The 23,514-nt window shown below is 41.6% G+C and carries 17 protein-coding genes, 17 tRNA genes and 2 rRNA genes; 2 read left to right on the top strand and 34 right to left on the bottom strand.

Annotated features, from left to right (window positions below):
* Positions 1 to 14 precede the first annotated feature (14 nt).
* The 7 genes from LC091_RS12820 to LC091_RS12790 form a co-directional block, all read right to left on the bottom strand.
* Positions 15 to 1,574: an ABC transporter permease subunit gene (locus tag LC091_RS12820; protein ID WP_226682435.1), complete on the bottom strand. Its 1,560-nt coding sequence runs from the start codon at positions 1,572 to 1,574 to the stop codon at positions 15 to 17.
* 21 nt (positions 1,575 to 1,595) lie between these two features.
* Positions 1,596 to 2,519, bottom strand: a complete 924-nt coding sequence (gene nikB, locus LC091_RS12815) for a nickel ABC transporter permease (protein ID WP_226682434.1) — start codon at positions 2,517 to 2,519, stop codon at positions 1,596 to 1,598.
* 66 nt (positions 2,520 to 2,585) lie between these two features.
* Complete coding sequence (locus LC091_RS12810) at positions 2,586 to 4,220, bottom strand: glutathione ABC transporter substrate-binding protein (RefSeq protein ID WP_226682433.1); 1,635 nt, start codon at positions 4,218 to 4,220, stop codon at positions 2,586 to 2,588.
* Between the two features lie 505 nt (positions 4,221 to 4,725).
* On the bottom strand, positions 4,726 to 5,739 hold the full coding sequence (locus LC091_RS12805) for an ABC transporter ATP-binding protein (protein WP_226682432.1): 1,014 nt from the start codon (positions 5,737 to 5,739) through the stop codon (positions 4,726 to 4,728).
* A complete protein-coding gene (locus LC091_RS12800) occupies positions 5,732 to 6,754 on the bottom strand; it encodes an ABC transporter ATP-binding protein (protein WP_226682431.1) in 1,023 nt (340 codons plus the stop codon). Before LC091_RS12800 ends, LC091_RS12805 begins: the two co-directional genes overlap by 8 nt.
* A 16-nt stretch (positions 6,755 to 6,770) precedes the next feature.
* The gene (locus tag LC091_RS12795; RefSeq protein ID WP_226682430.1) at positions 6,771 to 7,697 is read right to left on the bottom strand and encodes an ABC transporter permease; all 927 of its coding nucleotides are present in this window, start codon (positions 7,695 to 7,697) and stop codon (positions 6,771 to 6,773) included.
* Between the two features lie 21 nt (positions 7,698 to 7,718).
* Positions 7,719 to 8,618, bottom strand: coding sequence for an ABC transporter permease (locus tag LC091_RS12790; RefSeq protein ID WP_226682429.1), 900 nt, complete (start codon positions 8,616 to 8,618; stop codon positions 7,719 to 7,721).
* A gap of 380 nt (positions 8,619 to 8,998) precedes the next feature.
* On the opposite strand from LC091_RS12790, the gene LC091_RS12785 reads away from it, so the two are divergent.
* Complete coding sequence (locus LC091_RS12785; RefSeq protein WP_226682428.1) at positions 8,999 to 10,594, top strand: glutathione ABC transporter substrate-binding protein; 1,596 nt, start codon at positions 8,999 to 9,001, stop codon at positions 10,592 to 10,594.
* Positions 10,595 to 10,824: 230 nt separating this feature from the next.
* On the opposite strand, the gene LC091_RS12780 is transcribed toward LC091_RS12785, so the two are convergent.
* The 8 genes from LC091_RS12780 to LC091_RS12745 all read right to left on the bottom strand — a co-directional run bounded on the left by LC091_RS12780 (position 10,825) and on the right by LC091_RS12745 (position 20,053).
* On the bottom strand, positions 10,825 to 12,114 hold the full coding sequence (locus LC091_RS12780) for an ATP-binding protein (RefSeq protein WP_226682427.1): 1,290 nt from the start codon (positions 12,112 to 12,114) through the stop codon (positions 10,825 to 10,827).
* 91 nt (positions 12,115 to 12,205) lie between these two features.
* Positions 12,206 to 13,375 carry a sporulation protein YhbH gene (gene yhbH / locus LC091_RS12775; RefSeq protein WP_226682426.1) on the bottom strand — a complete coding sequence of 390 codons (1,170 nt, stop codon included), beginning with the start codon at positions 13,373 to 13,375 and terminating at the stop codon, positions 12,206 to 12,208.
* 307 nt (positions 13,376 to 13,682) lie between these two features.
* A complete protein-coding gene (locus tag LC091_RS12770; RefSeq protein WP_168862864.1) occupies positions 13,683 to 13,838 on the bottom strand; it encodes a hypothetical protein in 156 nt (51 codons plus the stop codon).
* 94 nt (positions 13,839 to 13,932) lie between these two features.
* The gene (locus tag LC091_RS12765; RefSeq protein ID WP_226682425.1) at positions 13,933 to 15,828 is read right to left on the bottom strand and encodes a PrkA family serine protein kinase; all 1,896 of its coding nucleotides are present in this window, start codon (positions 15,826 to 15,828) and stop codon (positions 13,933 to 13,935) included.
* A 629-nt stretch (positions 15,829 to 16,457) separates the two neighbouring features.
* The gene (gene trmL, locus LC091_RS12760) at positions 16,458 to 16,958 is read right to left on the bottom strand and encodes a tRNA (uridine(34)/cytosine(34)/5-carboxymethylaminomethyluridine(34)-2'-O)-methyltransferase TrmL (RefSeq protein WP_168862866.1); all 501 of its coding nucleotides are present in this window, start codon (positions 16,956 to 16,958) and stop codon (positions 16,458 to 16,460) included.
* Between the two features lie 66 nt (positions 16,959 to 17,024).
* Complete coding sequence (locus LC091_RS12755) at positions 17,025 to 17,915, bottom strand: amidase domain-containing protein (RefSeq protein ID WP_226682424.1); 891 nt, start codon at positions 17,913 to 17,915, stop codon at positions 17,025 to 17,027.
* Positions 17,916 to 18,417: 502 nt separating this feature from the next.
* Positions 18,418 to 19,347: a nuclease-related domain-containing protein gene (locus LC091_RS12750; RefSeq protein ID WP_226682423.1), complete on the bottom strand. Its 930-nt coding sequence runs from the start codon at positions 19,345 to 19,347 to the stop codon at positions 18,418 to 18,420.
* A gap of 55 nt (positions 19,348 to 19,402) precedes the next feature.
* Entirely contained in the window at positions 19,403 to 20,053 is a 651-nt protein-coding gene (locus LC091_RS12745) for a B3/B4 domain-containing protein (RefSeq protein ID WP_226682422.1), read from the bottom strand.
* Positions 20,054 to 20,223: 170 nt separating this feature from the next.
* Here LC091_RS12745 and queG point away from each other — a divergent pair, with 170 nt between their 5' ends.
* Positions 20,224 to 21,363, top strand: coding sequence for a tRNA epoxyqueuosine(34) reductase QueG (gene queG, locus LC091_RS12740; RefSeq protein WP_226682421.1), 1,140 nt, complete (start codon positions 20,224 to 20,226; stop codon positions 21,361 to 21,363).
* 131 nt (positions 21,364 to 21,494) lie between these two features.
* On the opposite strand, the gene LC091_RS12735 is transcribed toward queG, so the two are convergent.
* The 19 genes from LC091_RS12735 to LC091_RS12645 all read right to left on the bottom strand — a co-directional run.
* A tRNA-Gly gene (locus tag LC091_RS12735) sits at positions 21,495 to 21,568 on the bottom strand.
* Between the two features lie 3 nt (positions 21,569 to 21,571).
* Positions 21,572 to 21,655: transfer RNA gene (locus LC091_RS12730), tRNA-Leu, on the bottom strand.
* Positions 21,656 to 21,678: 23 nt separating this feature from the next.
* Positions 21,679 to 21,767 (bottom strand) — tRNA-Leu (locus LC091_RS12725).
* 36 nt (positions 21,768 to 21,803) lie between these two features.
* Positions 21,804 to 21,877, bottom strand: a tRNA-Cys gene (locus LC091_RS12720).
* A 9-nt stretch (positions 21,878 to 21,886) separates the two neighbouring features.
* Positions 21,887 to 21,961 (bottom strand) — tRNA-Gly (locus tag LC091_RS12715).
* A 4-nt stretch (positions 21,962 to 21,965) separates the two neighbouring features.
* Positions 21,966 to 22,040, bottom strand: a tRNA-Gln gene (locus LC091_RS12710).
* Between the two features lie 53 nt (positions 22,041 to 22,093).
* Positions 22,094 to 22,169, bottom strand: a tRNA-His gene (locus LC091_RS12705).
* 14 nt (positions 22,170 to 22,183) lie between these two features.
* Positions 22,184 to 22,257: transfer RNA gene (locus tag LC091_RS12700), tRNA-Trp, on the bottom strand.
* Between the two features lie 34 nt (positions 22,258 to 22,291).
* A tRNA-Tyr gene (locus tag LC091_RS12695) sits at positions 22,292 to 22,375 on the bottom strand.
* A gap of 7 nt (positions 22,376 to 22,382) precedes the next feature.
* Positions 22,383 to 22,458: transfer RNA gene (locus tag LC091_RS12690), tRNA-Thr, on the bottom strand.
* A gap of 37 nt (positions 22,459 to 22,495) precedes the next feature.
* Positions 22,496 to 22,571, bottom strand: a tRNA-Phe gene (locus LC091_RS12685).
* A gap of 21 nt (positions 22,572 to 22,592) precedes the next feature.
* A tRNA-Asp gene (locus LC091_RS12680) sits at positions 22,593 to 22,668 on the bottom strand.
* A gap of 3 nt (positions 22,669 to 22,671) precedes the next feature.
* Positions 22,672 to 22,748: transfer RNA gene (locus LC091_RS12675), tRNA-Met, on the bottom strand.
* A gap of 24 nt (positions 22,749 to 22,772) precedes the next feature.
* A tRNA-Val gene (locus LC091_RS12670) sits at positions 22,773 to 22,848 on the bottom strand.
* A gap of 39 nt (positions 22,849 to 22,887) precedes the next feature.
* A tRNA-Glu gene (locus LC091_RS12665) sits at positions 22,888 to 22,962 on the bottom strand.
* Between the two features lie 8 nt (positions 22,963 to 22,970).
* Positions 22,971 to 23,062: transfer RNA gene (locus tag LC091_RS12660), tRNA-Ser, on the bottom strand.
* A 7-nt stretch (positions 23,063 to 23,069) separates the two neighbouring features.
* Positions 23,070 to 23,144 (bottom strand) — tRNA-Asn (locus LC091_RS12655).
* Between the two features lie 9 nt (positions 23,145 to 23,153).
* Positions 23,154 to 23,270: ribosomal RNA gene (gene rrf, locus LC091_RS12650) — 5S ribosomal RNA — on the bottom strand.
* A gap of 126 nt (positions 23,271 to 23,396) precedes the next feature.
* A 23S ribosomal RNA gene (locus LC091_RS12645) occupies positions 23,397 to 23,514 on the bottom strand; the annotation flags it as partial.

Genomic DNA, 23,514 nt, shown 5'->3' with positions numbered 1-23,514 from the left:
TATGTTGCCACCTCCTACTCTTTTAACTTCGGATCAAGCGCATCCCGCAATCCATCTCCCAAAATATTAAAACTCAGAACAGTAATAACAATCGCAAGCCCAGGGAAGAACGTTGGATGAAACACATTTCCACTGTTGTCTTTTGCCGCACTTAACATAGAGCCCCACTCAGGAGCGGTAATGTCCCCACCTAATCCAAGGAAGCTGAGGGCTGCTCCAATCAAAATAGCCACCCCAATCCGCATCGTCAAATAAACGATCACCACTGACAATGTACCCGGGAAAATATGTCTCATGATGATGACGCTATCCTTCACACCGATTGATTGTGCTGCTTCCACATAGGTCATCTCTTTTAAGGCAAGCGTACTTCCCCGAACGATCCTGATAAAAATAGGAATGGTAAATACCGCGACTGCAAAAATGATATTCGTGAGTCCTGCACCAAGGAAAGCGATTACCGCTATAGCTAGTAATATCCCAGGGAATGCTAGTAAAATATCAGTGAAGCGGGTTATTAAACTATCAATTCTTCCTCCATAATACCCAGCTATCAATCCAAACGCTGTTCCAATGACGGCCCCAATAGCAACCGAGACGAAGCCGATGATCAGCGTTTCTCTTGTCCCCATAACCACTCTGCTGAAGATATCCCTGTTCTGATGATCCGTCCCAAATATATGAGTGGAGGACGGTGGTTGATGTTTATATATATCTACTAAACTCACATCTATTATTTCAGGTACGATAGAAACCAACTTAGGGGTAATTTCTTGGACACCTACTGGTAGATGGACAACTGTTGACACTGTACCCGCTACAACTTGAACCAGCGCGTCCCCTTGCCCTTTAAGCGTGACAAGTCCTTCTTGGGAAACTGTTGCCAACTCTTCATCCAGTGATAGAAATTCAACTCCCCCATCACTTTCCTCCGAACTTCCCGCTGACACAAAACCGCTGCCTTTATTTTTCCCTTCCTTATCTTCTTGTCCATCAATCAGGAAGGCTTCTAATTCTTCTAATCCGCTGATAGAGCTACCATCGGAAAGAACAGCCTTAAGTTGGACGATATATCTGTCTCCACTTTGCATGGTTTCATTAGGCTGTTCTGCCTCTATTCGTATAATGCTCGGCTCCATCGCTTCTGTATCGCTTGATACATTTACCCCTACGAGCGACCGGACTCCCTCACTTTCAATGAATGCGTTGGTGACACCGGAAGTATTTGCTGTAATGGTTACGCCATCTTCCATTCTTCGGATGGAGGCTATTCTTCTATCTTCACTTTCAACCTTCACATTCATTAATTCGGAGCCTGTAATTTTGCTTCCATCACTCAACACTCCGGTTAATTCTATACGCTCGCTTGTTAAATTTTCGGAATCAATCCCTTTGTCTTCATATTGCAAGGTAACAGGGCGATACGGATCAAACGGGGCAATCCAAGAACCAAAAACGCCGACAAGCACAATAAAGGCTACAATGATAAATGCGACAAAAGCAAACCGCTGTTTGATGAACTTATGAAGAAACACCTTGAAAGGAGAATACGAGGTGTGCATTTTTTTGCTCATAAATTTGCGTCTCCTTTACTATTAATCGTATCTAATCTGAGGGTTTAAAAACCCGTAACTTATATCTACCAATAGATTGACTATTAGAAACTGGAACGAAAACAATAAAATCAGCGCCTGGATGACCGGGTAGTCCCTGGCCAGAATAGAATCAACAAGATACGAACCTAGCCCAGGCCAAGCAAATACTTGTTCCACCACTACCGCTCCCCCAATGAGAAATCCAAACTGAAGACCAGTCATGGTCACAACCGGAATAAGTGCGTTTCTTAGCACATGACTCCACACAACAACCGATTCTTTCTGCCCTTTTGCTCTGGCAGTCCTTACATAGTCCTCTCGCATTACTTCTAGTACACTGGACCTCGTAAATCTTACAATGGTAGCGGCTACCCCAAACCCCAGCGTGATGGATGGAAGGAATATGTGAGCGAAGGTTCCGCTACCACTTGTCGGAAACCACCCCAGCTGCACCGCGAAAATTTGCATGACCATCAGGCCGAACCAAAACTCTGGAACGCTTAGCGCTGTAATCGCAGATACCATTCCAAGTCGGTCCCACACCGTATTTCTTTTTGTAGCGGAAATGATCCCTACAAAAATACCAATAAGAATTGCCCAGAACATCGCCAGCATCGTTAATGTAAATGTAAAACCAAAACGCCTCATGATTTCAGAAGAGACTTCTGTTTTCGTCCGATAAGAGGAACCGAAATCCCCTTTTATCAACATGTTGTACATATAGTTTCCGTACTGAACTATAAGCGGTTGATCAAATCCTTCCTTCGCTCTCAATGTCTGGTATGTTTCCTGATCCAGCTCCGCTCCGTACATGATGCGGATCGGATCTCCCGGAGTTAAGTGAACAAATAAGAAAGCAATAATAGTAATGATAAGTAAAATAGGAATCATGCCAATAATTCTTCTAACTGCAAATTGAATCATGCGGTTCACCTCTTCTTATAAAGAGTAGACTCATAGGTTTTTCACTTCCTATGAGTCCATTTTCTATTATTGTTTTTCTACTAAATTAAGATGTACTCCCCCTGAAGGAAGAACATAGATACCATTGACATCTTTCCCCTTTGCAATGATGGTGTCTGGAATATGCAAGAATACCCACGGAGCATCTTCATAAATTTTCATTTGGATATCTCCATAGATGGATAGTGCTTTGTCCTCGTCAGGGGTACGAAGCGCATCGTCAAACAGACCATCTAACTCCTCATTAATATAGAAACCGGAATTATTGAAGTTAGGTGGAATACGATCTGAAGCAAAGTTAGGTCGTAAGCCATAATCCGCCTCCCCTGTTCCCGGTGACCAGCGGCCAATCCATAGATCCGTTTTTTCCCCTGCATCTAACATTTCAAAGAGCGTTCCACTTTCAAACGCCTGTACTTCCACGTCAATGCCAATCTCTTTCAATTGAATAGCCACATACTCCGCTACAGAAACAAATTCCGTAGTATTTCTCGTCCACAAAGTTGCTTTGAATCCTTCTTCCATTCCTGCTTCTTTTAGTAATTCTTTTGCACGTTCCTTGTCATGTTCATACACACTTTGCCCTGCATAGCCATAAACAGCTGGCGCGATGGCGGAATCAGCCACTTGTGCATATCCATCTGCAATTTGTGCAATAAGTCCATCTTTATCGACCGCATGGTTCATTGCTTGACGAACTTTTAGATCTTGGTATTTCTCTTCTTTAAAATTCATTCCGATATAGAAAACGTTTGTAGATGATCCTACATATAAATCAACGTTTTCTTCCTGCTCAAGCTCTTTTGCATTAAGCGTAGGAATTGGGAAAATCACATCCACCTCTCCTGTTTTCAGCTTATTGACACGGGTGCTCGCCTCTACAATCGGCAAGAAGGTGATGCTGTCCACCTTCGGCTTTTCTTGTGCATTCCAATAGTTTTCATTCTTTGTAACAACAATTTGCTCGCTGTCCTTCCACTCTTGGAATTTAAACGGTCCAGTTCCGACCGGATTACGATCTAGGTTATAGTCAAGATCTTCTTTCTTCTTTTTCAGCTCTTCCGGTGATTTGAAAGATGCGGATGAATGCGCCATATAAGAAGCCATTGCAGAGTTAGGCTCTTCCGACTTGATTGTGATGCTGTAATCATCATTTACTGTTACTTCACTTATAAATGAGAAGAACGATGCACGTGCCAAGCCATTTTCAGCATCACGAACAAAGTCTAGATTCTCTTTTGCTACTTCAGCATTGAAATCTGTTCCATCATGGAACTTTACTCCCTGTTGAAGGGTGAAAGTGATTTCCGTTGCGTCCTCATTAAAGTTGTATTCAGTTGCTAGTACAGGTACGAGATTCATCTTTTCGTCGAATCGCAAGAAACCTTCAAACATGGTACTCTGAACCGTTGCAGAGTTTCCATCTGTGGAATTGAACGGGTCGAGGGATGTTGGCTCCGCTTCTATACCGACTGTTAACTCCCCGTTAGCTTCCACTGTTTCTTCTGTATTGCTTTCATTAGTGTTTTGATCTGGTTGATTATTGGTACTGCTGTTGCTTGTTGTGTTCGAACTACACGCTGCAAGAAATAATAGACAGATAATCAATAAATACTGCATCATCCATTTTGCTTTACTCTTTTTTCGTAATTGCCTTTGCATACGGTTGATTCTCCCCTTTTTGAATATGTTTTTATTCTCGATAGAGGTAGATGCAAGAAACGTGCCAAAAATGAAATATTCTAAAAATTTATGTTTTAAGGTGTAGTTTGGTGGTTGTTTTGGTGGAGAGAATTTTATTGGTTGTTTTAATTGGGTTTTTTATGGGTGTTTTTAGGTCTATTGGTGATTTTCGGTGTTATTTGGGTATCCCATTCACCCCCTATGGTAACCGGATTAACGATTGCGGGTTCATACAATCCCTATGACTCGCGAATTTTCACTACAACCACATTTCGCGTTCCATTCAACCTCAATGACACATGAATTTTCACTACAACCATATTTCGCGTTCCATTCAACGCCTATGAAACGCAAATTTCATCTACAACTACCATTTTGCGTTTCATTACTTTCAATCAAACCCTTATTTCAACTTTAAAAAAATAAAACAGAAACACAAAAAACCACCCCCAACTACCGCTGAGAGTGGCCTTTCCAAAAAATATTAATAATTCGTCTTCAACTGTGAAAAATCAACTGCTCCGTCTTCCACCAAGTGGCAGGCAGACTGTTGGTTAACGCCTGGAATACCATGTAACTTTGGCTCTTCGGTTCTGCATCGATCAAATGCATAAGGACAGCGCGTATGGAAACGACAGCCAGCAGGAGGATTGATTGGAGAAGGCACATCACCTTTTAAGATAATACGCTCTTTCTTTTTACTAAGATCTGTACTTGGAATTGCAGATAATAACGCTTTAGTATAAGGATGTTGCGGGTTAGCAAAAAGAGCATCCTTATCAGCAATCTCTACAATTTTACCTAAATACATAACAATGATTCTATCAGATATATGACGTACAACCCCAAGGTCGTGGGAGATAAAAAGATACGTCAGATTATATTCACGTTGTAATCTTTTAAGCAAATTCAATACCTGTGCTTGAATCGAAACGTCCAATGCTGAAACGGCTTCATCACAAACAATCAGCTTCGGATCAACCGATAATGCTCGGGCAATACCGATACGCTGACGTTGTCCACCACTGAACTCATGAGGGTGACGGTCAACCTGATGAGCACCGATTCCAACCGTTTCAAGCAGTTCCACAATCTTTTTACGACGATCTTTACGAGGGACAACATTTTGGATTTCTAATGCTTCCTCTAAAATCTGGCTCACTGTTTGACGAGGGTTCAAGGATGCATATGGATCTTGGAAAATGATTTGCAAATCTTTACGCTTCTTTCTCATCTGAGACTTGCTCAGACCAAGTAAATCCTCACCTTGGAAGCTTACTTCTCCAGAATATGGATTATCAAGACGCAGGATCGCTCGGCCAGTTGTGGATTTACCACAACCGGATTCTCCAACGATACTGACCGTTTCCCCTTCCTTCACAGAAAAACTGATGTCATCTACTGCTTTGACATGGTTAACCGTTCTTCCGAAGATTCCACCTTTAATAGGAAAGTATTGTTTAAGGTTTTTTACTTCTAATAATGTTTGATTACTCATGGCTAGCAGCAACCTCCTCATCTTCCCACTTATCTGTATAGATCCAGCAGCGAACCTGATCGCCATCTTCTGTTTCCTTCAAGTCCGGCAAACTGCTACGGCAAATGTCCTTCGCGTGCGGACAACGAGGTGCAAAACGGCAGCCCTGTGGCAGGTTGAAAGGACTTGGCACTGATCCATCAATAACAGATAGATCTCCTTCCACATCCTGATCATGCTTTGGTACAGAGTTTAATAGACCAACCGTGTACGGGTGTTTAGGACTGGAGAAGATGGTTTGAACATCTGCATATTCTACCACTTTTCCGCAATACATTACCGCGACTTTATCGCACATTTCAGCTACTACACCGAGATCATGGGTAATCAACATAAGTGATGTCCCGAGTTCCTCTTGTAATTTTTTCATTAAATCCAGAATCTGCGCTTGAATGGTTACATCCAATGCAGTAGTTGGCTCATCTGCAATCAACAACTCCGGATTACAAGCTAGTGCAATCGCAATCATCACACGTTGACGCATTCCGCCTGAAAGCTCGAATGGATATTGTTTTGCACGTTTTTCTGGAGATGGGATACCAACTAAACGAAGCATATCCACCGCTTTTACCCAAGCAGCTTTGCGTCCTAGCTTTTGGTGAATACGAACAGATTCTGCAATCTGCTCTCCACAGGTCAATGTAGGATTTAAAGATGTCATCGGTTCTTGGAATATCATCGATACGTTGTTTCCACGAATCTGCATCATTTGTTTTTTTGTTTTATCTAAAAGGTTCTCACCTTTGAAAATAACTTCTCCGCCTACTACTCTACCAACAGGTTCCTGAAGCAAACGTAAAATAGATAGGGAGGTAATACTTTTACCGGATCCAGACTCCCCTACAATACCAAGCGTCTTCCCTTTTTCAATGGAAAAGTCCACACCGTCCACGGCCTTTACTTCTCCTTCATCTGTAAAGAAGGAAGTGCGTAACCCTTTTACTTCTAATATTTTATCGTTCTTTGCAGCTGTCATTTTCTTCACCGTCCTTTTAGTTAAGATCTATTCGTTTGTTAATTAAACGGTATGTGATATCCACTAGGAAGTTTACAAATACGAACAAAATCGTACAGACAAGAATTGTTCCCTGAACCATTGGGAAATCACGCATTGTAATGGAACTGATAATTAGACGTCCCAGTCCATTTATAGCGAAAACTGTTTCTGTAATTACCGCTCCTCCAAGCAATCCACCAAATTGCAGACCTACAACTGTTACAACCGGTATTAACGCATTGCGCAGGGCGTGTTTATAAATGACTAATCTATCACTGACACCTTTTGCATAAGCCGTACGAATATAATCCTGATCAATAACATCCAACATACTTGAACGAGTCATACGAGCAATAATTGCTGCTCCACCAGTTCCAAGTGTGATAACCGGCAAAATCACCTGCTTCCAATCATTCCCCCATCCTGCAACAGGAAGTACCCCTAAGTTAACAGAGAAGAAATAAATGAGCATGATTCCGAGCCAGAAGTTAGGCATGGAGATCCCAAACAACGCGACAATCATTAAGGAAGTATCTGCAAAAGAATATTTTCTTGTTGCGGATACAATACCAGCTATCAACCCTAGAACAACAGATAATAACGTTCCCCAAATCGCTAACTCCACTGTAATCCAGAACCTGCTTGTAAAAATCTCTGAAGTAACATCACGGTTCGTACGGATGGAAGTTCCTAAATCTCCTTGAATCGCATTTCCGATATAACTGAAATACTGAACATATAACGGTTCATTTAATCCCAATTTCTCACGCATCGCTTCAATCTGTTCAGGGTTAGCCTGTTCACCAGCCATAATCTGCGCTGCATCCCCAGGAATCAAGTGCATCATCATAAATACTGCCAACGTCACACCAAACATAACCGGTATCGTTTGGAAAAGTCTTCGAATGATATATATAAACATGTTAGTTCACCTTCTTCTCCATTATTTTTTCGCTTTCGGATCTAACGCATCTCGAAGTCCGTCACCCATCAAGTTGAATCCGATAACCACCAACAAGATGACAAGGCCAGGAAACAGAGTAATATGAGGAGCCTGTGCAATATAAGAACGCCCTTGACTCAACATCGCACCCCACTCTGGAGTAGGTGGTCTTGTTCCCATTCCTAAGAAGGACAAGGCACTTGCTGTAATAATGGCAGAAGCAATATATAGCGTTGCTTGTACAATAATTGGTGACATAATATTCGGTAAAATGTGTTTAAAAATTATTCTGAAATCTTTTGCTCCCATTGCCTTAATTGCATCAATGTATTCTAATTTCCCTACACTTAGAGTAGAACCGCGGACAATCCTTGCAAAAGACGGTACTGCATAAAAAGCAACAGCAATAATTACGTTTTGCGTGCTTGCTCCTAGAACACTTACGATAGCTAAAGCAAGAAGGATCCCAGGGAAAGCCAATAATACATCACATATTCTCATAATTAAGGAATCAACCCATCTACCGTAATAACCTGATACGATTCCAAGAGAAACCCCGACAATCGCACCTAAAATAGTAGAAACAAACCCAATACCCAATGAAATTCTTGCTCCAAAGAGCAAACGACTGAATATATCTCGCCCTAAATCATCAGTGCCCAAGTAATTTTCAGCAGATGGCGGTTTCAGCTTATTCATTACATTCGTTGTATTAGGATCATGGGTTGCAAGTAACGGGGCAAAAATCCCCATCAAAATAACAAATATAATAATAAAGGCGCCAGCCATGGCAGCTTTATTTTTTGCCAGTTTTTTATAGAATGTTTTCCAACGAACCGATTTAGCATTTTCTATACTAACTGGAACTCCTGTTGTCGTTTGTGGTTGTGGTTGATCCATACGCTCTTCTCATCCCTTCATCTCATTAACTTTGTAACAAACTTAATATTTCTAAATATTCAACATAACTAGATTCTATAATAGCTATTAATTCGTAATATTACAATAGTTTTAAAGAGTCTTAGCATACTTAATTTTGTGCTTAATATATTTCTAGTTTCGAATTATCTTTCATTATATGCATGAAAAAATTAACAAAAACGTAATATTCATTCGTTTTTTCTCAGAAATTATTACAAAAATAATAAAAATGTTAAAATTTCTTGTAAAACAACTCTTGTGAATTTTCAGTTTTTGAATTATGATAATATTCAATCGTGGCTTATCCATTGATTACAATCTTGTAACACAAACCAAATCTTCAGGGGGGTAATTTTTACATGAAAGCAAAAAAGAATGTGTTTTTCTTGCTTCTGCTTTCACTTATGCTAGTTCTTTCAGCATGTAGTGGCGGTAACAGCAGCACACCAACAAACGGAAATACTAATACCGGATCAGGCGACGGTGAAGAAGCTGCAGGACAAGAAGGCGGAGAATTAGTATACGTTGTAGCATCTGATGCTCCTACTCTTGACCCGCACGGAATGAACGATACTGCAACAACTAACGTAACAACTCAATTATTCGACCGTTTAACTGCATATGAAGCAGACGGAACTGTCATTCCTTCTCTAGCTACATCTTGGGAAGCAATCGATGACACTACTTGGGAATTCAAACTTCGTGATGACGTTAAATTCCATGACGGAACTGACTTCACTGCAGATGCTGTAAAAATGACGATCGAGCGTATTATCGATCCTGAATTTGCATCTCCACGTGCAGTTGTACTTAACATGATTAAAGAAGTAAAAGTAGTTGATGACTACACTGTTCAATTTGTTACAGAAAAACCTTTCGCTCCACTACCAGCTCACTTAGCACATAACGCTGGATCTATCATTGCTCCTTCTGCTTTGGAAGAAGAAAAAAATGGTGGTAAGAAAGTCGACGAAAACCCAGTAGGTACTGGTCCATTTGTATTTGGATCTTGGAACCGCGGTGCTGAAATCGTATTAAACAAAAACGAAAACTACTGGAATGGAGCTCCTGCTCTTGATTCCGTTAAATTCGTAGTAAATGCTGAACAAGCTACTCGTGTAGCACAACTTGAAACTGGTGAAGCTCACGTTATCCAAGTTGGTGCTTCTGACGTTGCTCGTGTAGAAGGTATGGAAAGTGCTGGAATCGAATTAACTCGTGTTCGCGGTACTCGTATGGACTACTTAGGATTCAACATGGAAAAAGAACCTTTCAACATTAAAGAAGTTCGTCAAGCAATCTCTATGGCTATCAACAAAAACGATATCGTTGACGGTATCCTTGACGGTCAAGGTGTACCTGCCGTAGGACCTCTTGCTCCTACAGTAGTTGGTAACTATCAAGATCTTGAGCCACTTGGTTATGATGTAGAAGCTGCTAAAGCTTTACTAGCTGAAGCTGGATTTGAAGATGGATTTGAAACAACTTTATTTGTAAACGAAGGATCTAAAGAGCGTGCGGACATCGCATTACTTGCTCAAGATCAGTTAAGCCAAATCGGAATCAAAGTTAACATTGAAACAATCGAATGGGGTGCTTTCCTAGAGAAAACTGGCGCTGGTGAGCATGAACTATTCATCTTAGGTTGGACTACTGTAACAGCTGACGCTGACTACGGTTTATACGCTTTATTCCACTCTTCTGCTTTCGGTGCACCTGGTAACCGTTCATTCTACGCAAACGACCGCGTGGATGAGTTACTTGACCTAGCTCGTTCTGAGACTGATCAAGCTAAGCGTGACGAAGCATACAAAGAGATCTCTGAGATCCTTGTAGACGAAGCTCCAATGGTTTACTTGCAACACCCTGACTTCATCTATGGAACAAACGGTGCTAACGGTCTATTCGTAGACTTCAGTGGTACTCCTTACTTCCACGGTGTGTCCCTTAAGTAATTAATAAAAACCCTCGACTAGCGATAGTCGGGGGTTTTTCTATGTAAAGTAGTATATTAAAATTTGTAAGTTTTATAGCTGTGGATTGGAGCAAAAGGCGAAGACTCCTGAGGGAGATAGCGCTAGGTGGAGACCCCGCAGGCAAAGCCGAGGAGGCCTCTCGTCAGCCCCTAGGAAAGCGAAGCCATTTGCGGAAATCCACAGCGGCGTTTAACACAATAAAAAAGAAACTAGCTGCTTTCACTAGTTTCCACAGGTAACTTAATAGAAAAAATACTTCCTTTTCCAACCTCACTTGTTACATCAATTTTTCCTTGCAACAACTCAATAATCTGAAAAGAAATAGTCAACCCAATTCCGGTCCCCTTATCCTTTGTCGAATAAAAGGGTGTTCCTAACCTTTCAACCTGCTGTGGCGTCATCCCCACACCATCATCCATGATTTTTATTACAACCATCCCTCTGAAACTAGAAGCCTTAACTGTCACCGTACCATCCTTATCAATAGCTTCAATAGCATTCTTGATCAAGTTAATCAACACCTGTTTCAGTTCATCCTTATTTGCCTTAATGTACAATCCCTCTTCTATCTCATGACTAATCGTCGTGTTATTAAAAGTCGTATAAGTGGACATGAGCTGGACGACGTGTACCAACTCCTTAGATACATTGACCCTGTCCATCCCCTGCTTATTGGGCTTGGCCAATGATAGATAGTCCTGAATAATGGATTGTGCCCTGTCTAGTTCCTCAATAGAGATGTCAATATATCTCTTTTGGGAACTATTTAAATTACCATCTTGACTCATCAACTGAAGAAATCCCCTGGTGGATGTCATAGGATTCCTGACCTCATGCGCCACTGATGCAGCAAGCTCACTTACCACTTTAAGCTTCTCTGAACGTTGTAGTTCATGTTGCAATTGCATTTGCATATTCAAATTTTCAATAATCATAATAGCTGTTACTAAAGAGACCCAAGTAATAAAAGAAACGAATACATTTAGAAAAACTTCTTTCTCTTCATTCAGGTAAAATAACCTGATTGCTCTGGTTGCTGTAATGACTAAAAATAAGAAGGAAATGCTTGAAATCTTCTTTTTTAAGCTTAAACTTATATATCTATTTCGCAATGCTATCAATAGTCCTGCTAGAATTAAGTAATTTATTACCATGACAAAAATATGGTTGTCACCGATTATATATAAATAATAAAGCATGGACACCACTACTGCAGCCCCTGTTAACAAACCACCATATAAAAATGATAAAATGACAGGTATCAATTTTTGGTCATAATAAGACCCCTCGGTTACTTCAATTGGAAAAGTCATCGTACAAATGACCATAAAAATCATAATAATTAAAAACCGAAAATTCACTTTTCCTGTTATTCCTATAGCACCCTTATTTAAAAACTGATAATAAACCAAAATGGGAAACAAAATAATTAATACATGATATAGAACATGTCCTAGATTTTCAACCATATCAACGCCCCTACCAACATTAGCTCTCATTTTTCATTGTTCATTGTTAATACTTCGCTTTCCGGACCATTTATTCCTCCTTTTGTCCCACAAGAAAAACCAGCCTCAAGGCTGGTTTTAATCAAGCAAACTTTTTATTTTGTTCTTTCTTAAAGAACTCTTTCATTGCATGGAAGACATCCGGTTTTTGCTTCAAAATGTAATGCCTGAACTTCTCATCATTGACATTCTTATATGCCGACATCAGTGTAGAATGCCTATTATACTGATTTACTTCCCCATATCCGAACATATTGGAAACCTTCATAAGTTCTGCCACCAATTTTACGCAACGCTGGTTGTCAGAAGTCAAGTTATCTCCATCGGAAAAGTGGAACGGATAAATATTGAAACGAGTAGGATTGTATTTCGTATCGATAAGCTCCAGTGCTTTCCGATAAGCGGAAGAACAGATCGTACCTCCACTTTCACCCTTTGAAAAGAAATCCTCTTCACTTACAACCTTCGCCTCTGTATGATGAGCAATAAACTCAATATCCACTGTCTCATATTTCGTTCGAAGGAATCGTGTCATCCAAAAGAAAAAGCTTCGTGCCATATATTTTTCCCACATGCCCATAGAGCCGCTCGTATCCATCATCATCAGAACAACCGCTTTTGAATCTGGCTTCACCACTTCGTTCCAGGTTTTAAACTTCAGGTCCTCCTGATAGATTGGATGGAAACTGGCCGTACCTGTCATCGCATTCCGTTTATAGGCGGACATCATCGTTCGTTTTTTATCTATATTCCCCATAAGACCAGTGCGTCTAATATCGTTAAATTCATAGTGCTCGATGATATTTTCATCACGCTCTTTTTGCTGCAGGTTTGGAAGCTCCAGTTGGTTGAAAAGTGCCGCTTCAAGATCCATTAAGGACACTTCAGCCTCATAATAGTCCTCTCCGGCCTGATCTCCCGCTCCTTGCCCCTTACCTGGACCCTTCTGCTGACCCGACCCGTCCCTGGCTACAACATCCCCGACCTGACTGTCTCCATCTCCTTGGCCAACATGCTTGTTCTTGTCATAATTATAACGAATTCTGTACTCATCTAAAGACCTGATTGGGATCTTAACGACCTCTCTGCCATTGGACATTACAATGTTCTCTTCAGTAATAAGATCTGGTAAGTTACTTTTGATAGCCTCCTGGACCTTTTCCTGATGGCGTTTTTGGTCGTCGTGGCCTTTTCGATGGAGGGACCAATCCTCTTTGGACACTATAAAATTCGCATCATCTGACATTGTCATCGATATCCCTCCCTATTTAATTCATTTTACGTTTCTAGGAACCTTTTCATCACTATTTTCATAAAATATCTTGGTGAAATTTAATGAATCCAACCTTTGAGAAAATAAGGGTTGGTTACTCTATCCTATGCACATATCTCAAATAATTGACAGATTATTTAGATAATTGGGCGCGCAATCCTTTAAATAAGACAAGCGAGTAACGATTCGTTAGTAATAATAATTTTATGCGGCAAGAGGGTCGTACTATACGATGAATATCTTTATATACAACAAAAAAACCTCCCAAAATTGCTGGAAGGTGTGATTATTCTTTTTCATTTTCCTGGTTGTTTTTATGCTGCTTAGGACTGCGCTCTCTGTCGGTTTTATTTTCCTTCAGTTGCTCCATTTCCTTAGCCAGCTTTTCCATCTCTTTTTCATTAGGGGCCATTGTATTTTCATATGTTTTTTCTTTACTCATTGTAATCACCTCTTATTATTAATTTCCCCTTATTTTGTATTTACAAACCTATACATAGTAAAAAGCAGCGGGAATGAGCACCGCTGCTAAGCTGTTACCTATTTAATAGACTTCCTACATATCTTAATAAATCGTTTGCTGAGGTGGAGTTATATCCATGCTCATCAATCAAGCGGGCAACCACTTCATTTATTTTCTTCAGCTGTGTTTCATCCGGAGTCTTGGAAGAGGTCGTGATCTTCACCACATCCTTCAGATCAGCAAACAGCTTCTTCTGAATTGCTTCTCTTAAGCGCTCATGGGAGTTGTAGTCAAATCTCTTCCCTTTACGCGCATAAGCAGAAATTCTAATGAGGATCTCTTCACGGAATGCCTTTTTCGCATTTTCAGAGATCCCGATTTGCTCCTCAATGGAACGCATCAATTTCTCATCTGCACTCATTTCTTCTCCAGTGAGAGGGTCCCTTAGTTTCGCTTTATTACAATACGCCTCGACGTTATCCAGATAGTTATCCATTAATGTCTTCGCAGACTCTTCATACGAATACACAAATGCTTTCTGAACTTCCTTCTTGGCAATATTATCATATTCTTTTCTCGCGACAGAAATGAAGTTTAAGAATCTCTCTCTATCTTCATTAGAGATGGATGCATGCTGATCCAGCCCTTCTTTTAGAGAACGCAGAACATCAAGCGCATTAATGGACGGAATTTCTTTTCGAATAATGGTGGATGAGATTCTGTTGATCACATAACGTGGATCAATCCCGCTCATTCCCTCATCAGCATACTCTTTCTTAAGCTCCTGAACATCTACAGAGTTGAAACCTTCCACAGACTCTCCATCATACAGGCGCATTTTCTTCACAAGGTCAATATCGCCACGTTTAGCCTCTTTAAGTCTCGTAAGAATCGTGAACATCGCAGCCACTCTAAGCGTGTGCGGCGCAATATGGACATTTGCCACATCACTCTCATTGATCATCTTTTCATAAATTCTCTCTTCTTCAGAAAGTCTTAAGTTATATGGAACCGGCATCACGATAATACGCGAATGCAAGGCTTCATTCTTTTTATTGGAGATAAAAGAACGATACTCGGTTTCATTCGTGTGAGCAACTATGAGTTCATCCGCACTTATGAGGGCAAATCTTCCAGCTTTGAAATTTCCTTCCTGCGTTAGGGACAATAAATGCCATAAGAACTTCTCATCACATTTCAGCATCTCCTGGAACTCCATCATCCCGCGGTTCGCCTTGTTCAGCTCTCCGTCAAAACGATATGCACGAGGATCGGACTCTGAACCAAACTCCGCTATCGTCGAGAAGTCGATACTTCCAGTCAAATCGGCAATATCCTGTGATTTTGGATCGGACGGACTGAATGTACCAATTCCGACACGCTGATTCTCAGACAAGAAGATACGCTCCACCAATACATCCTCAATTCTGCCCCCATATTCTTTTTCAAGCCTCATCATATTTAACGGCGACAAGTTTCCTTCTATTCTCACGCCATACTCGTTGTGAAAATCATCTCTTAAATGGTGTGGAATTAAATGAAGCGGGTCTTCGTGCATCGGACATCCCTTAATGGCATATACCGCTCCTCTATTCGTATGAGTGTACTGCTCAAGTCCACGTTTAAGGATGGTGACCAACGTGGATTTCCCTCCACTAACTGGCCCCATTAATAACAAAATCCTCTTCCTTACATCTAATCTTTTCGCAGCCGGATGGAAATACTCCTCCACCAACCGCTCCAACGCTTCTTCTAAACCAAAAAGCGCATTGCTAAAGAAGTTATACTTTCGCTGGCCATTGACCTCTTCTACCCCAGCATCTTTAATCATATTGTAAACCCGTGAATGTGCGGATTGAGCTACCCATGGTTCTGCTTTCAAAATTTCCAAGTACTGCCCGAAGGTTCCTTCCCACTTCAGCCTCTGTTCTTCTTCCCGATACTTTTCAATTTTACGTAAAATATCCATAAGGACCTCCCCTTTTATTACAGCTTCAAGAGTCGTGATTGCGTGATTAATATACTCTATGCGCCGTGGGAGTGAAACATGCTTTTTTTAAAAGTTTGTACGTACATAAATGAATGTAATACTTCCTCCCCTATGGCTGAAGTGCAAGGTGTGAGACTCCGGAGGGAGGTAGCGGTAGGTAGAGACCCGCAGGGCGCAGTCCGAGAAAGCTCCAGCAGCGACCTAGGAAAGCGAAGCCATTTGCGGAAATCAACAGCGTTGTGTAAATGACAAATAAAATCAAAGACTTTCTCAGTGGCCTAATGCGTTGTTGAGAAAGCGAACACCTGGAATATAAGGCAGCAGGGAGTTGAAAATAACACTGTCAAAAATTATCCACAGATTTCATTCACATAACTTGTCCATTGGGCTATAATATAGATAGTATGCTTACATGAACTAAACCTACATAAGGAGGAACCAAATATGGGTACATCTGGATTCTTAATCTTAGGCGTATGTCTTGCATTCCTAACAGCAATCTTCACTGCTGGCTATAACGAACGCCCTGGTACACGTAAAAAGTAAATTGCCTAAATAAAGAAGCCCTCCACCTTTCAACTTTTGCTTGAAAGGTGGAGGGCTTCTCTTTATTCTTCCGGAAACTCTATAGAAAGATTAGGATAATCCTGCTGACGTAAAGCTTCATATATTAAAATAGCTGCAGTATTAGACAAATTCAACGACCTTACATTCTTTGTCATCGGCAAACGCAAACATTGATCCAAATTACTCTGAATCAAATCTTTTGGTAAACCAGTCGTCTCTCTTCCAAATACAAAGAAATAGTCCTTATCCAATTTGCTGTAATCAAATGAAGTATGCGGCTTCATCCCAAACTTCGTAATATAGAAGAATTCCGCTTCTTTATTTTTTTCAAACAACTCATCCAACGAATCATAATAAACCACATTCACAAATTCCCAATAATCAAGCCCGGCACGCTTCAACATCTTATCATCAGTTGAAAAGCCAAGCGGTCTGATCAAATGCAATGTTGTGTTCGTAGCTGCACAAGTTCTAGCAATATTTCCTGTATTAGCTGGAATCTCTGGCTGATATAATACCACATGTAATCCCACAATCGTCACCTCATATTTCATTCACTTTCATCCTATACAACAATACCTTTTTATCGCCTTGGAATCAAGTATCTACTAACGGTCTAAGACGTGGAAAAATTTATATTTTATATTCGGCGTGTAAGCAGTGGAATCTTCATATTTCCAATACCTCATCCGCGAGTTATATGTGTTGGCATTCACTAATGGCTCCCCATTCTCATCTTTCGCAACAACGATTGTATTATGATCAAAGCGACCATCCCCCTCGAAGTCATAACAAATCACATCACCCGGCATAAGTTGCGACACGTTGCTTACTTCTTTCGCTTTTAAACCTTGCTTGGCGCTCGGCAAATACCACCTCAAGGCATGAGCCACTGCCCACGTATAACTCCAATCATTATTCCGCATCCACCATCCGCCAGATTTCTTCGGATACCCGACCATCGGCGCACCACCAGCAAACAAACACTGCGAAATATAATTAGTACAATTCACCTCAAACTTCTTAAACTGCGGATTATAACTGTTCCAATACTGTTCTGCATACCTGACCGCTTCCACCCGGCTATATTTGAATCGCAATGACTGCTGTTCTTCGTCCTCCTCTAGTGGCGGAATGAAACGAGGTGAAGTCCGGTCCCCCTCATCCTGAATAGAGAAATCTTGTATGAGTTCACCGTCAATCCATTCTGAATAACGCTGATCTGCCTCCTCCTCAAGATACAGTTTTTCTTTTTGCTTTATCAGATATCGAATGTGTACCTCGTAAAAAACAGTGGCCTCACGCTGCTGTTCATCCTGATGAATAGAATGAATCCTCGCCGTCGCACTGCACTTAACTATCTCCGCACCCCTTCGCTTATGTGCTTCTTGCTTTTGTTTAATCGTAGCATCGTTCATAATTGCCCTACTCGTTTGCTTACTTTGGTATACATAAGTATCGAGGCGGTTCTGAATATGTTTTTTGAGCTTATCTCTCATGGGCTTGCCCCTCTCTCTGGGTAATGTTCCTAGTAGATATGTTTATGTGAGGGGCTTGGGAAATGTGTGAGAGATTTTGGATTTGTTTTTTGGAAGTGGTTTTGGGTAATTTGGGTTTGGATTTGATCTTTGTTGAAAGGTTTTGGGTAACTGGGGGTGGATTTTGTTAGAAGCTCTTGGGTAACTTTGATTTGCACTATGAAGGCATTTGTCTCGTACGAGGACAATCTTTCCTACTTTCTGCTGGCGGAGGGAGTCATTCCTCTCGTACGAGGACAATCTTTCCTGCTTTCCGCTGGCGGAGGGAGTCATTCCTCTCGTACGAGGACAATCTTTCCTGCTTTCTGCTGGAGGAGGGAGTCGTTCCTCTTGTACGAGGACAATCTTTCCTGCTTTCTGCTGGCGGAGGGAGTTGTTCCTCTTGTACGAGGACAATCTTTCCTGCTTTCCGCTGGCAGAGGGAGTCATCTAGCATAAAATTAATAAGCTTTTTAATCAGTTCTTATAATCTTTGCGGTTCCTTCACATAATTAGCCGATTTTCCATATCCAATTAATGAAAAGTTAATTTGCAAAACCCTTTGAATTACTTTCTTAGATACCGTTTCCCCAATCCAATCATGAATAATCTTTGTAGTGATTTTCATTTGTGGAAACAAACTACGACACTCATTTATAGTCCTTAACATAGCCATGTCCAGAGCTTCCTTACTTCCACACCTTTCACATTCAATCATTCTATAATGATACCGCACCCCCATCCCCCCACACCCAACACAAACAATCCCCTTCCACAACTCCTCATACCTATACTCTGGCAGCCGCTCATAACGCGACTTCTCCATATGCAACTCGCACAACTTCTCGGCCAAACGAGAGTGTCGAGCATGTAACCTTCCTGAACTAGCAGATTGCTGCAATAACTTTTTAGAAAATCGATTCAACTGGGAACAAAACACTATTGGTAATTTAGGTGGGCAATTAAAAAGGGTAAACTCGGGGTTAATAAATATGAGGGAAGATTCTATAGGGAGTTGATATCCGAGGCTTCTGAGGAGTTGTCTTAACGCAGCTTCACACCGCTGCATCTGTAATAGGGGATCTTTTATTTCTTTACTGCCAGAGTACCACCTGTCCTTTTCAAGTAAGAAGTCCCCTTCAAAATTCTTTACTTCAAACAAGTACACCCTATCCAAGCCAATCACAAGTGAATCGATTTGAAAAACACTGCCTGCATGCTCGAGCAAGAGATCATTCACCACAATCCACTCTCCATCCACACTAGAAAACCACTTATCGAAAAGAACCTCTCCCCGATAACCTTTTTGCAAGCTCCAAAAGCGACTATCATCCAATAACCCGCCACGCGCCTTCAGCATCCTTAATAACTTAAGCTCACCTGGTTCCTTACGCTCCTTCAACATAAAACTCATCCACAACTCTCCCATCACAATAGATTTAAAAGCAGGCAAACCTAATTACCTACTTTCAATCCAAAACCATATACTCGCTCGTCCCACCATGAACCTGTAGAAACATATCGCTAATTGCAGCAAGCATTTCCTGACATTCATCACTTTCCATCGAAGGCTTGAAATACACAACATGCAAAGCAGTAGTGCTCTCTTCTGAGATGGCTGTCCTACGACTATCTACAAAAGGACTCCCGAACGGACCTTCACCATCACTAGCGTGAAGCATCTTAGATAATTTAATTTCCCGTCCATTTAACCCTTCATAGCTTGCCGTCTCATCCCCCACAGCAATCGTTACATCTCCGATAATTTTATCAGCATCATAGATTCCAAAGGGGATTTCATATTTCAACGAAAAAAAGTTATTCAAATCCACAGCGGAATTGAATGGCTCAAGAAATTGCCCTTTTTTAATCCTACGGTACAAAGCCTCGACAGATGGACGATACCTAGATGGGTCTGTCCCCGTTTTCTTAAATACAGAACGCCACTCAGCAACCCCAGATATATCTTTCATTTCCTTATCTTCTAAATCCAAGTGAAGTGATTCTTGGAAAAGGCGAATTCTTCCTTTTAACATCTGTGGGGATGAACCAACTGTAATATCTTTATAAAAGATGATACCGAACTTGCCAGCTACATTTTCAGCAACCATTACTTTCATCTATCCCACCCTTTCTTTTCATTATTATGGTAATTGTATCATATAACTTGTCCATACTTCGCTTCAAGAGATTCGATATGGATATAATTAGATATATCAAACAAAATGACCTTTTCTAAAAATATGTTAAAATATAGGTTGGCTAAAAAACAATAAAGGAGGTGTTCACATTGAATGAGGAAAACATCAAACTTAAAGAAGAAATAATCGCCTATAGCAAGCAGATAGGCATTGATAAGATTGGATTTGCAAGCGCTGGAGTGTTCACCGGTCTAAAAGAAAGACTAATCACTCAACAGGAGCTTAACTATCAATCTGGGTTCGAGGAACCTGATATTGAAAAACGTACTACCCCTGAGCTCTTAGTGCCTAAAGCTAAAAGCATCATCGCCATTGCTCTTGCATATCCCTCCAAAATGAAAGACGCACCAAGAAGCACTCGTGAAGATAGACGGGGGATATTTTGCCGTGCATCCTGGGGAATCGATTATCATGATATTTTACGAGAGAAACTCAGTTTGTTGGAAGCATTTATAAAAGAAAAACGTCCAGATGCTCTAATGAAATCTATGGTTGATACCGGTGAACTAAGTGACAGAGCAGTTGCTGAACGTGCGGGTATCGGTTGGAGCGGCAAGAACTGTGCTATTATAACGCCTGAATTTGGTTCCTATGTGTATTTAGGTGAAATGATTACTACCTTACCTTTTGAACCAGATACGCCTCTTGAAGACAACTGTGGGAGCTGTAATAAATGTGTGGAAGTATGTCCTACTGGGGCACTTGTTCAAGGTGGACAACTCGATTCTAATAAATGCATCGCGTTCCTAACTCAAACAAAAGGCTTCCTTGCAGAAGAATACCGCACCAAATTAGGGAACAGGCTTTATGGTTGTGATACATGCCAGACAGTGTGCCCTGAAAATAAAGGTATAGACTTTCATCTCCATCCTGAAATGGAGGCTGATCCTGAAATCGTAAAACCGAAGCTAAAGCCCCTCTTGACCATCACCAACAGAGAATTCAAAGAGAACTTTGGTAAAATCTCCGGATCATGGCGTGGAAAAAAACCGATACAACGAAATGCCATTATTGCACTGGCTCATTACAAAGATATCACGTCTATTCCTGACCTCCTTAACCTGTTAAAAAATGATCCTCGTCCTGTAATTAGAGGAACAGCTGCCTGGGCAGTAGGAAAAATAGGGGATAAAGAAGCGTTAGAATCTCTCCAAAATTATAAAGCAACAGAAAAAGATCCTGAAGTGTTAAAAGAACTTGAAAAAGGAATTAGCATGCTAATGGAATAGAATTAATCCCCCTTTAAAAAGGCACAGTGCACAAAGATGTTCTGTGCCTTTTGTTTATTAAATACAACAGCTGACTTACAACAACACAAAAAAGACCCTAACCAAAGGTTAGAGTCTTGAGAAGTTATGTATGGAGCGGGTGATGGGAATCGAACCCACGACATCAGCTTGGAAGGCTGAGGTTTTACCATTAAACTACACCCGCGATTGGTACCGGTGGCCGGGGTCGAACCGGCACTCCAGAGGAACACGATTTTGAGTCGTGCGCGTCTGCCAATTCCGCCACACCGGCATACTCAATCATAATTATTCAAATGGTGCCGAGGACCGGAATCGAACCGGTACGGTAGTCACCTACCGCAGGATTTTAAGTCCTGTGCGTCTGCCAGTTCCGCCACCCCGGCTTGTCTCGTATATATGAATAACTATTTTAATAAAATTGGAGGTGGCAACCGGATTTGAACCGGTGATAAAGGTTTTGCAGACCTTGGCCTTACCACTTGGCTATGCCACCTGAAATATTTGGAGCGGAAGACGGGATTCGAACCCGCGACCCCCACCTTGGCAAGGTGGTGTTCTACCACTGAACTACTTCCGCAAAATGGCTGGGCTAGCTGGATTCGAACCAACGCATGTCGCAGTCAAAGTGCGATGCCTTACCGCTTGGCTATAGCCCAATAAAACTGGAAATAAAAACGACTCAAGTAAAAGTCGATAAGAGAGTAAATTATGGGGCGACTGATGGGAATCGAACCCACGAATGCCTGAACCACAATCAGGTGCGTTAACCACTTCGCCACAATCGCCATAATTTTATAATTGGCAGGGGCAGTAGGAATCGAACCCACACCGGAGGTTTTGGAGACCTCTGTTCTACCGTTAAACTATGCCCCTACAATACAAATTGTTACTATTTTTTGAAAAGAAATGGTGGAGGGGGGCAGATTCGAACTGCCGAACCCGAAGGAGCGGATTTACAGTCCGCCGCGTTTAGCCACTTCGCTACCCCTCCATATTTCTGGTGCCGGCGATAGGAGTCGAACCCACGACCTACTGATTACAAGTCAGTTGCTCTACCAACTGAGCTACACCGGCATTATATGGTGATTCTTTCACATTTGTGAAAAAATCATGGTGGCTCGGGACGGAATCGAACCGCCGACACATGGATTTTCAGTCCATTGCTCTACCAACTGAGCTACCGAGCCTAATTCTATTTTCAAAGAAAATGGCGGTCCCGACCGGGATCGAACCGGCGATCTCCTGCGTGACAGGCAGGCATGTTAACCGCTACACCACGGGACCATTTGGTTGCGGGGACAGGATTTGAACCTGCGACCTTCGGGTTATGAGCCCGACGAGCTACCGAACTGCTCCACCCCGCGATAGTATTAATTGTATGTTATAGATGGTGGAGGATGACGGGATCGAACCGCCGACCCTCTGCTTGTAAGGCAGATGCTCTCCCAGCTGAGCTAATCCTCCTATGTATCGACATTTACAATAAATGTCTCAAAAGAACTTTGGTGACCCGTACGGGATTCGAACCCGTGTTACCGCCGTGAAAGGGCGGTGTCTTAACCGCTTGACCAACGGGCCAAAGATAATGGCGGAGAGCAAGGGATTTGAACCCTTGAGACGGCGTTGACCGTCTACACGATTTCCAATCGTGCTCCTTCGGCCACTCGGACAGCTCTCCATATAATTGGCTCCACCAGTAGGATTCGAACCTACGACCCTTCGGTTAACAGCCGAATGCTCTACCGCTGAGCTATGGTGGATTAATACCAGCCTGGCAACGTCCTACTCTCACAGGGGGAGATCCCCCAACTACCATCGGCGCTGAAGAGCTTAACTTCCGTGTTCGGTATGGGAACGGGTGTGACCTCTTCGCCATCATTACCAGACAAATATTATTATAATATATTATTGAAGAAAATCAAGATGTTTTTTTATCTTTTTTTATTCCTTCAAAACTAGATAATGTTTTCATATCAAGATATTCATATCGTTCACTTATTTCGATACTTATTTGGGTTAAGTCCTCGATCGATTAGTATTCGTCAGCTCCACATGTCGCCATGCTTCCACCTCGAACCTATCTACCTGATCATCTTTCAGGGATCTTACTTACCGAAGTAAAAGGAAATC

Origin of the sequence: Sutcliffiella horikoshii (assembly GCF_020524325.1) — a bacterium.
GTDB lineage: Bacteria > Bacillota > Bacilli > Bacillales > Bacillaceae_I > Sutcliffiella_A > Sutcliffiella_A horikoshii_D.
The sequence above is the reverse complement of the archived record's forward strand: the minus strand, read 5'-3'. Positions and strand labels throughout refer to the sequence as shown.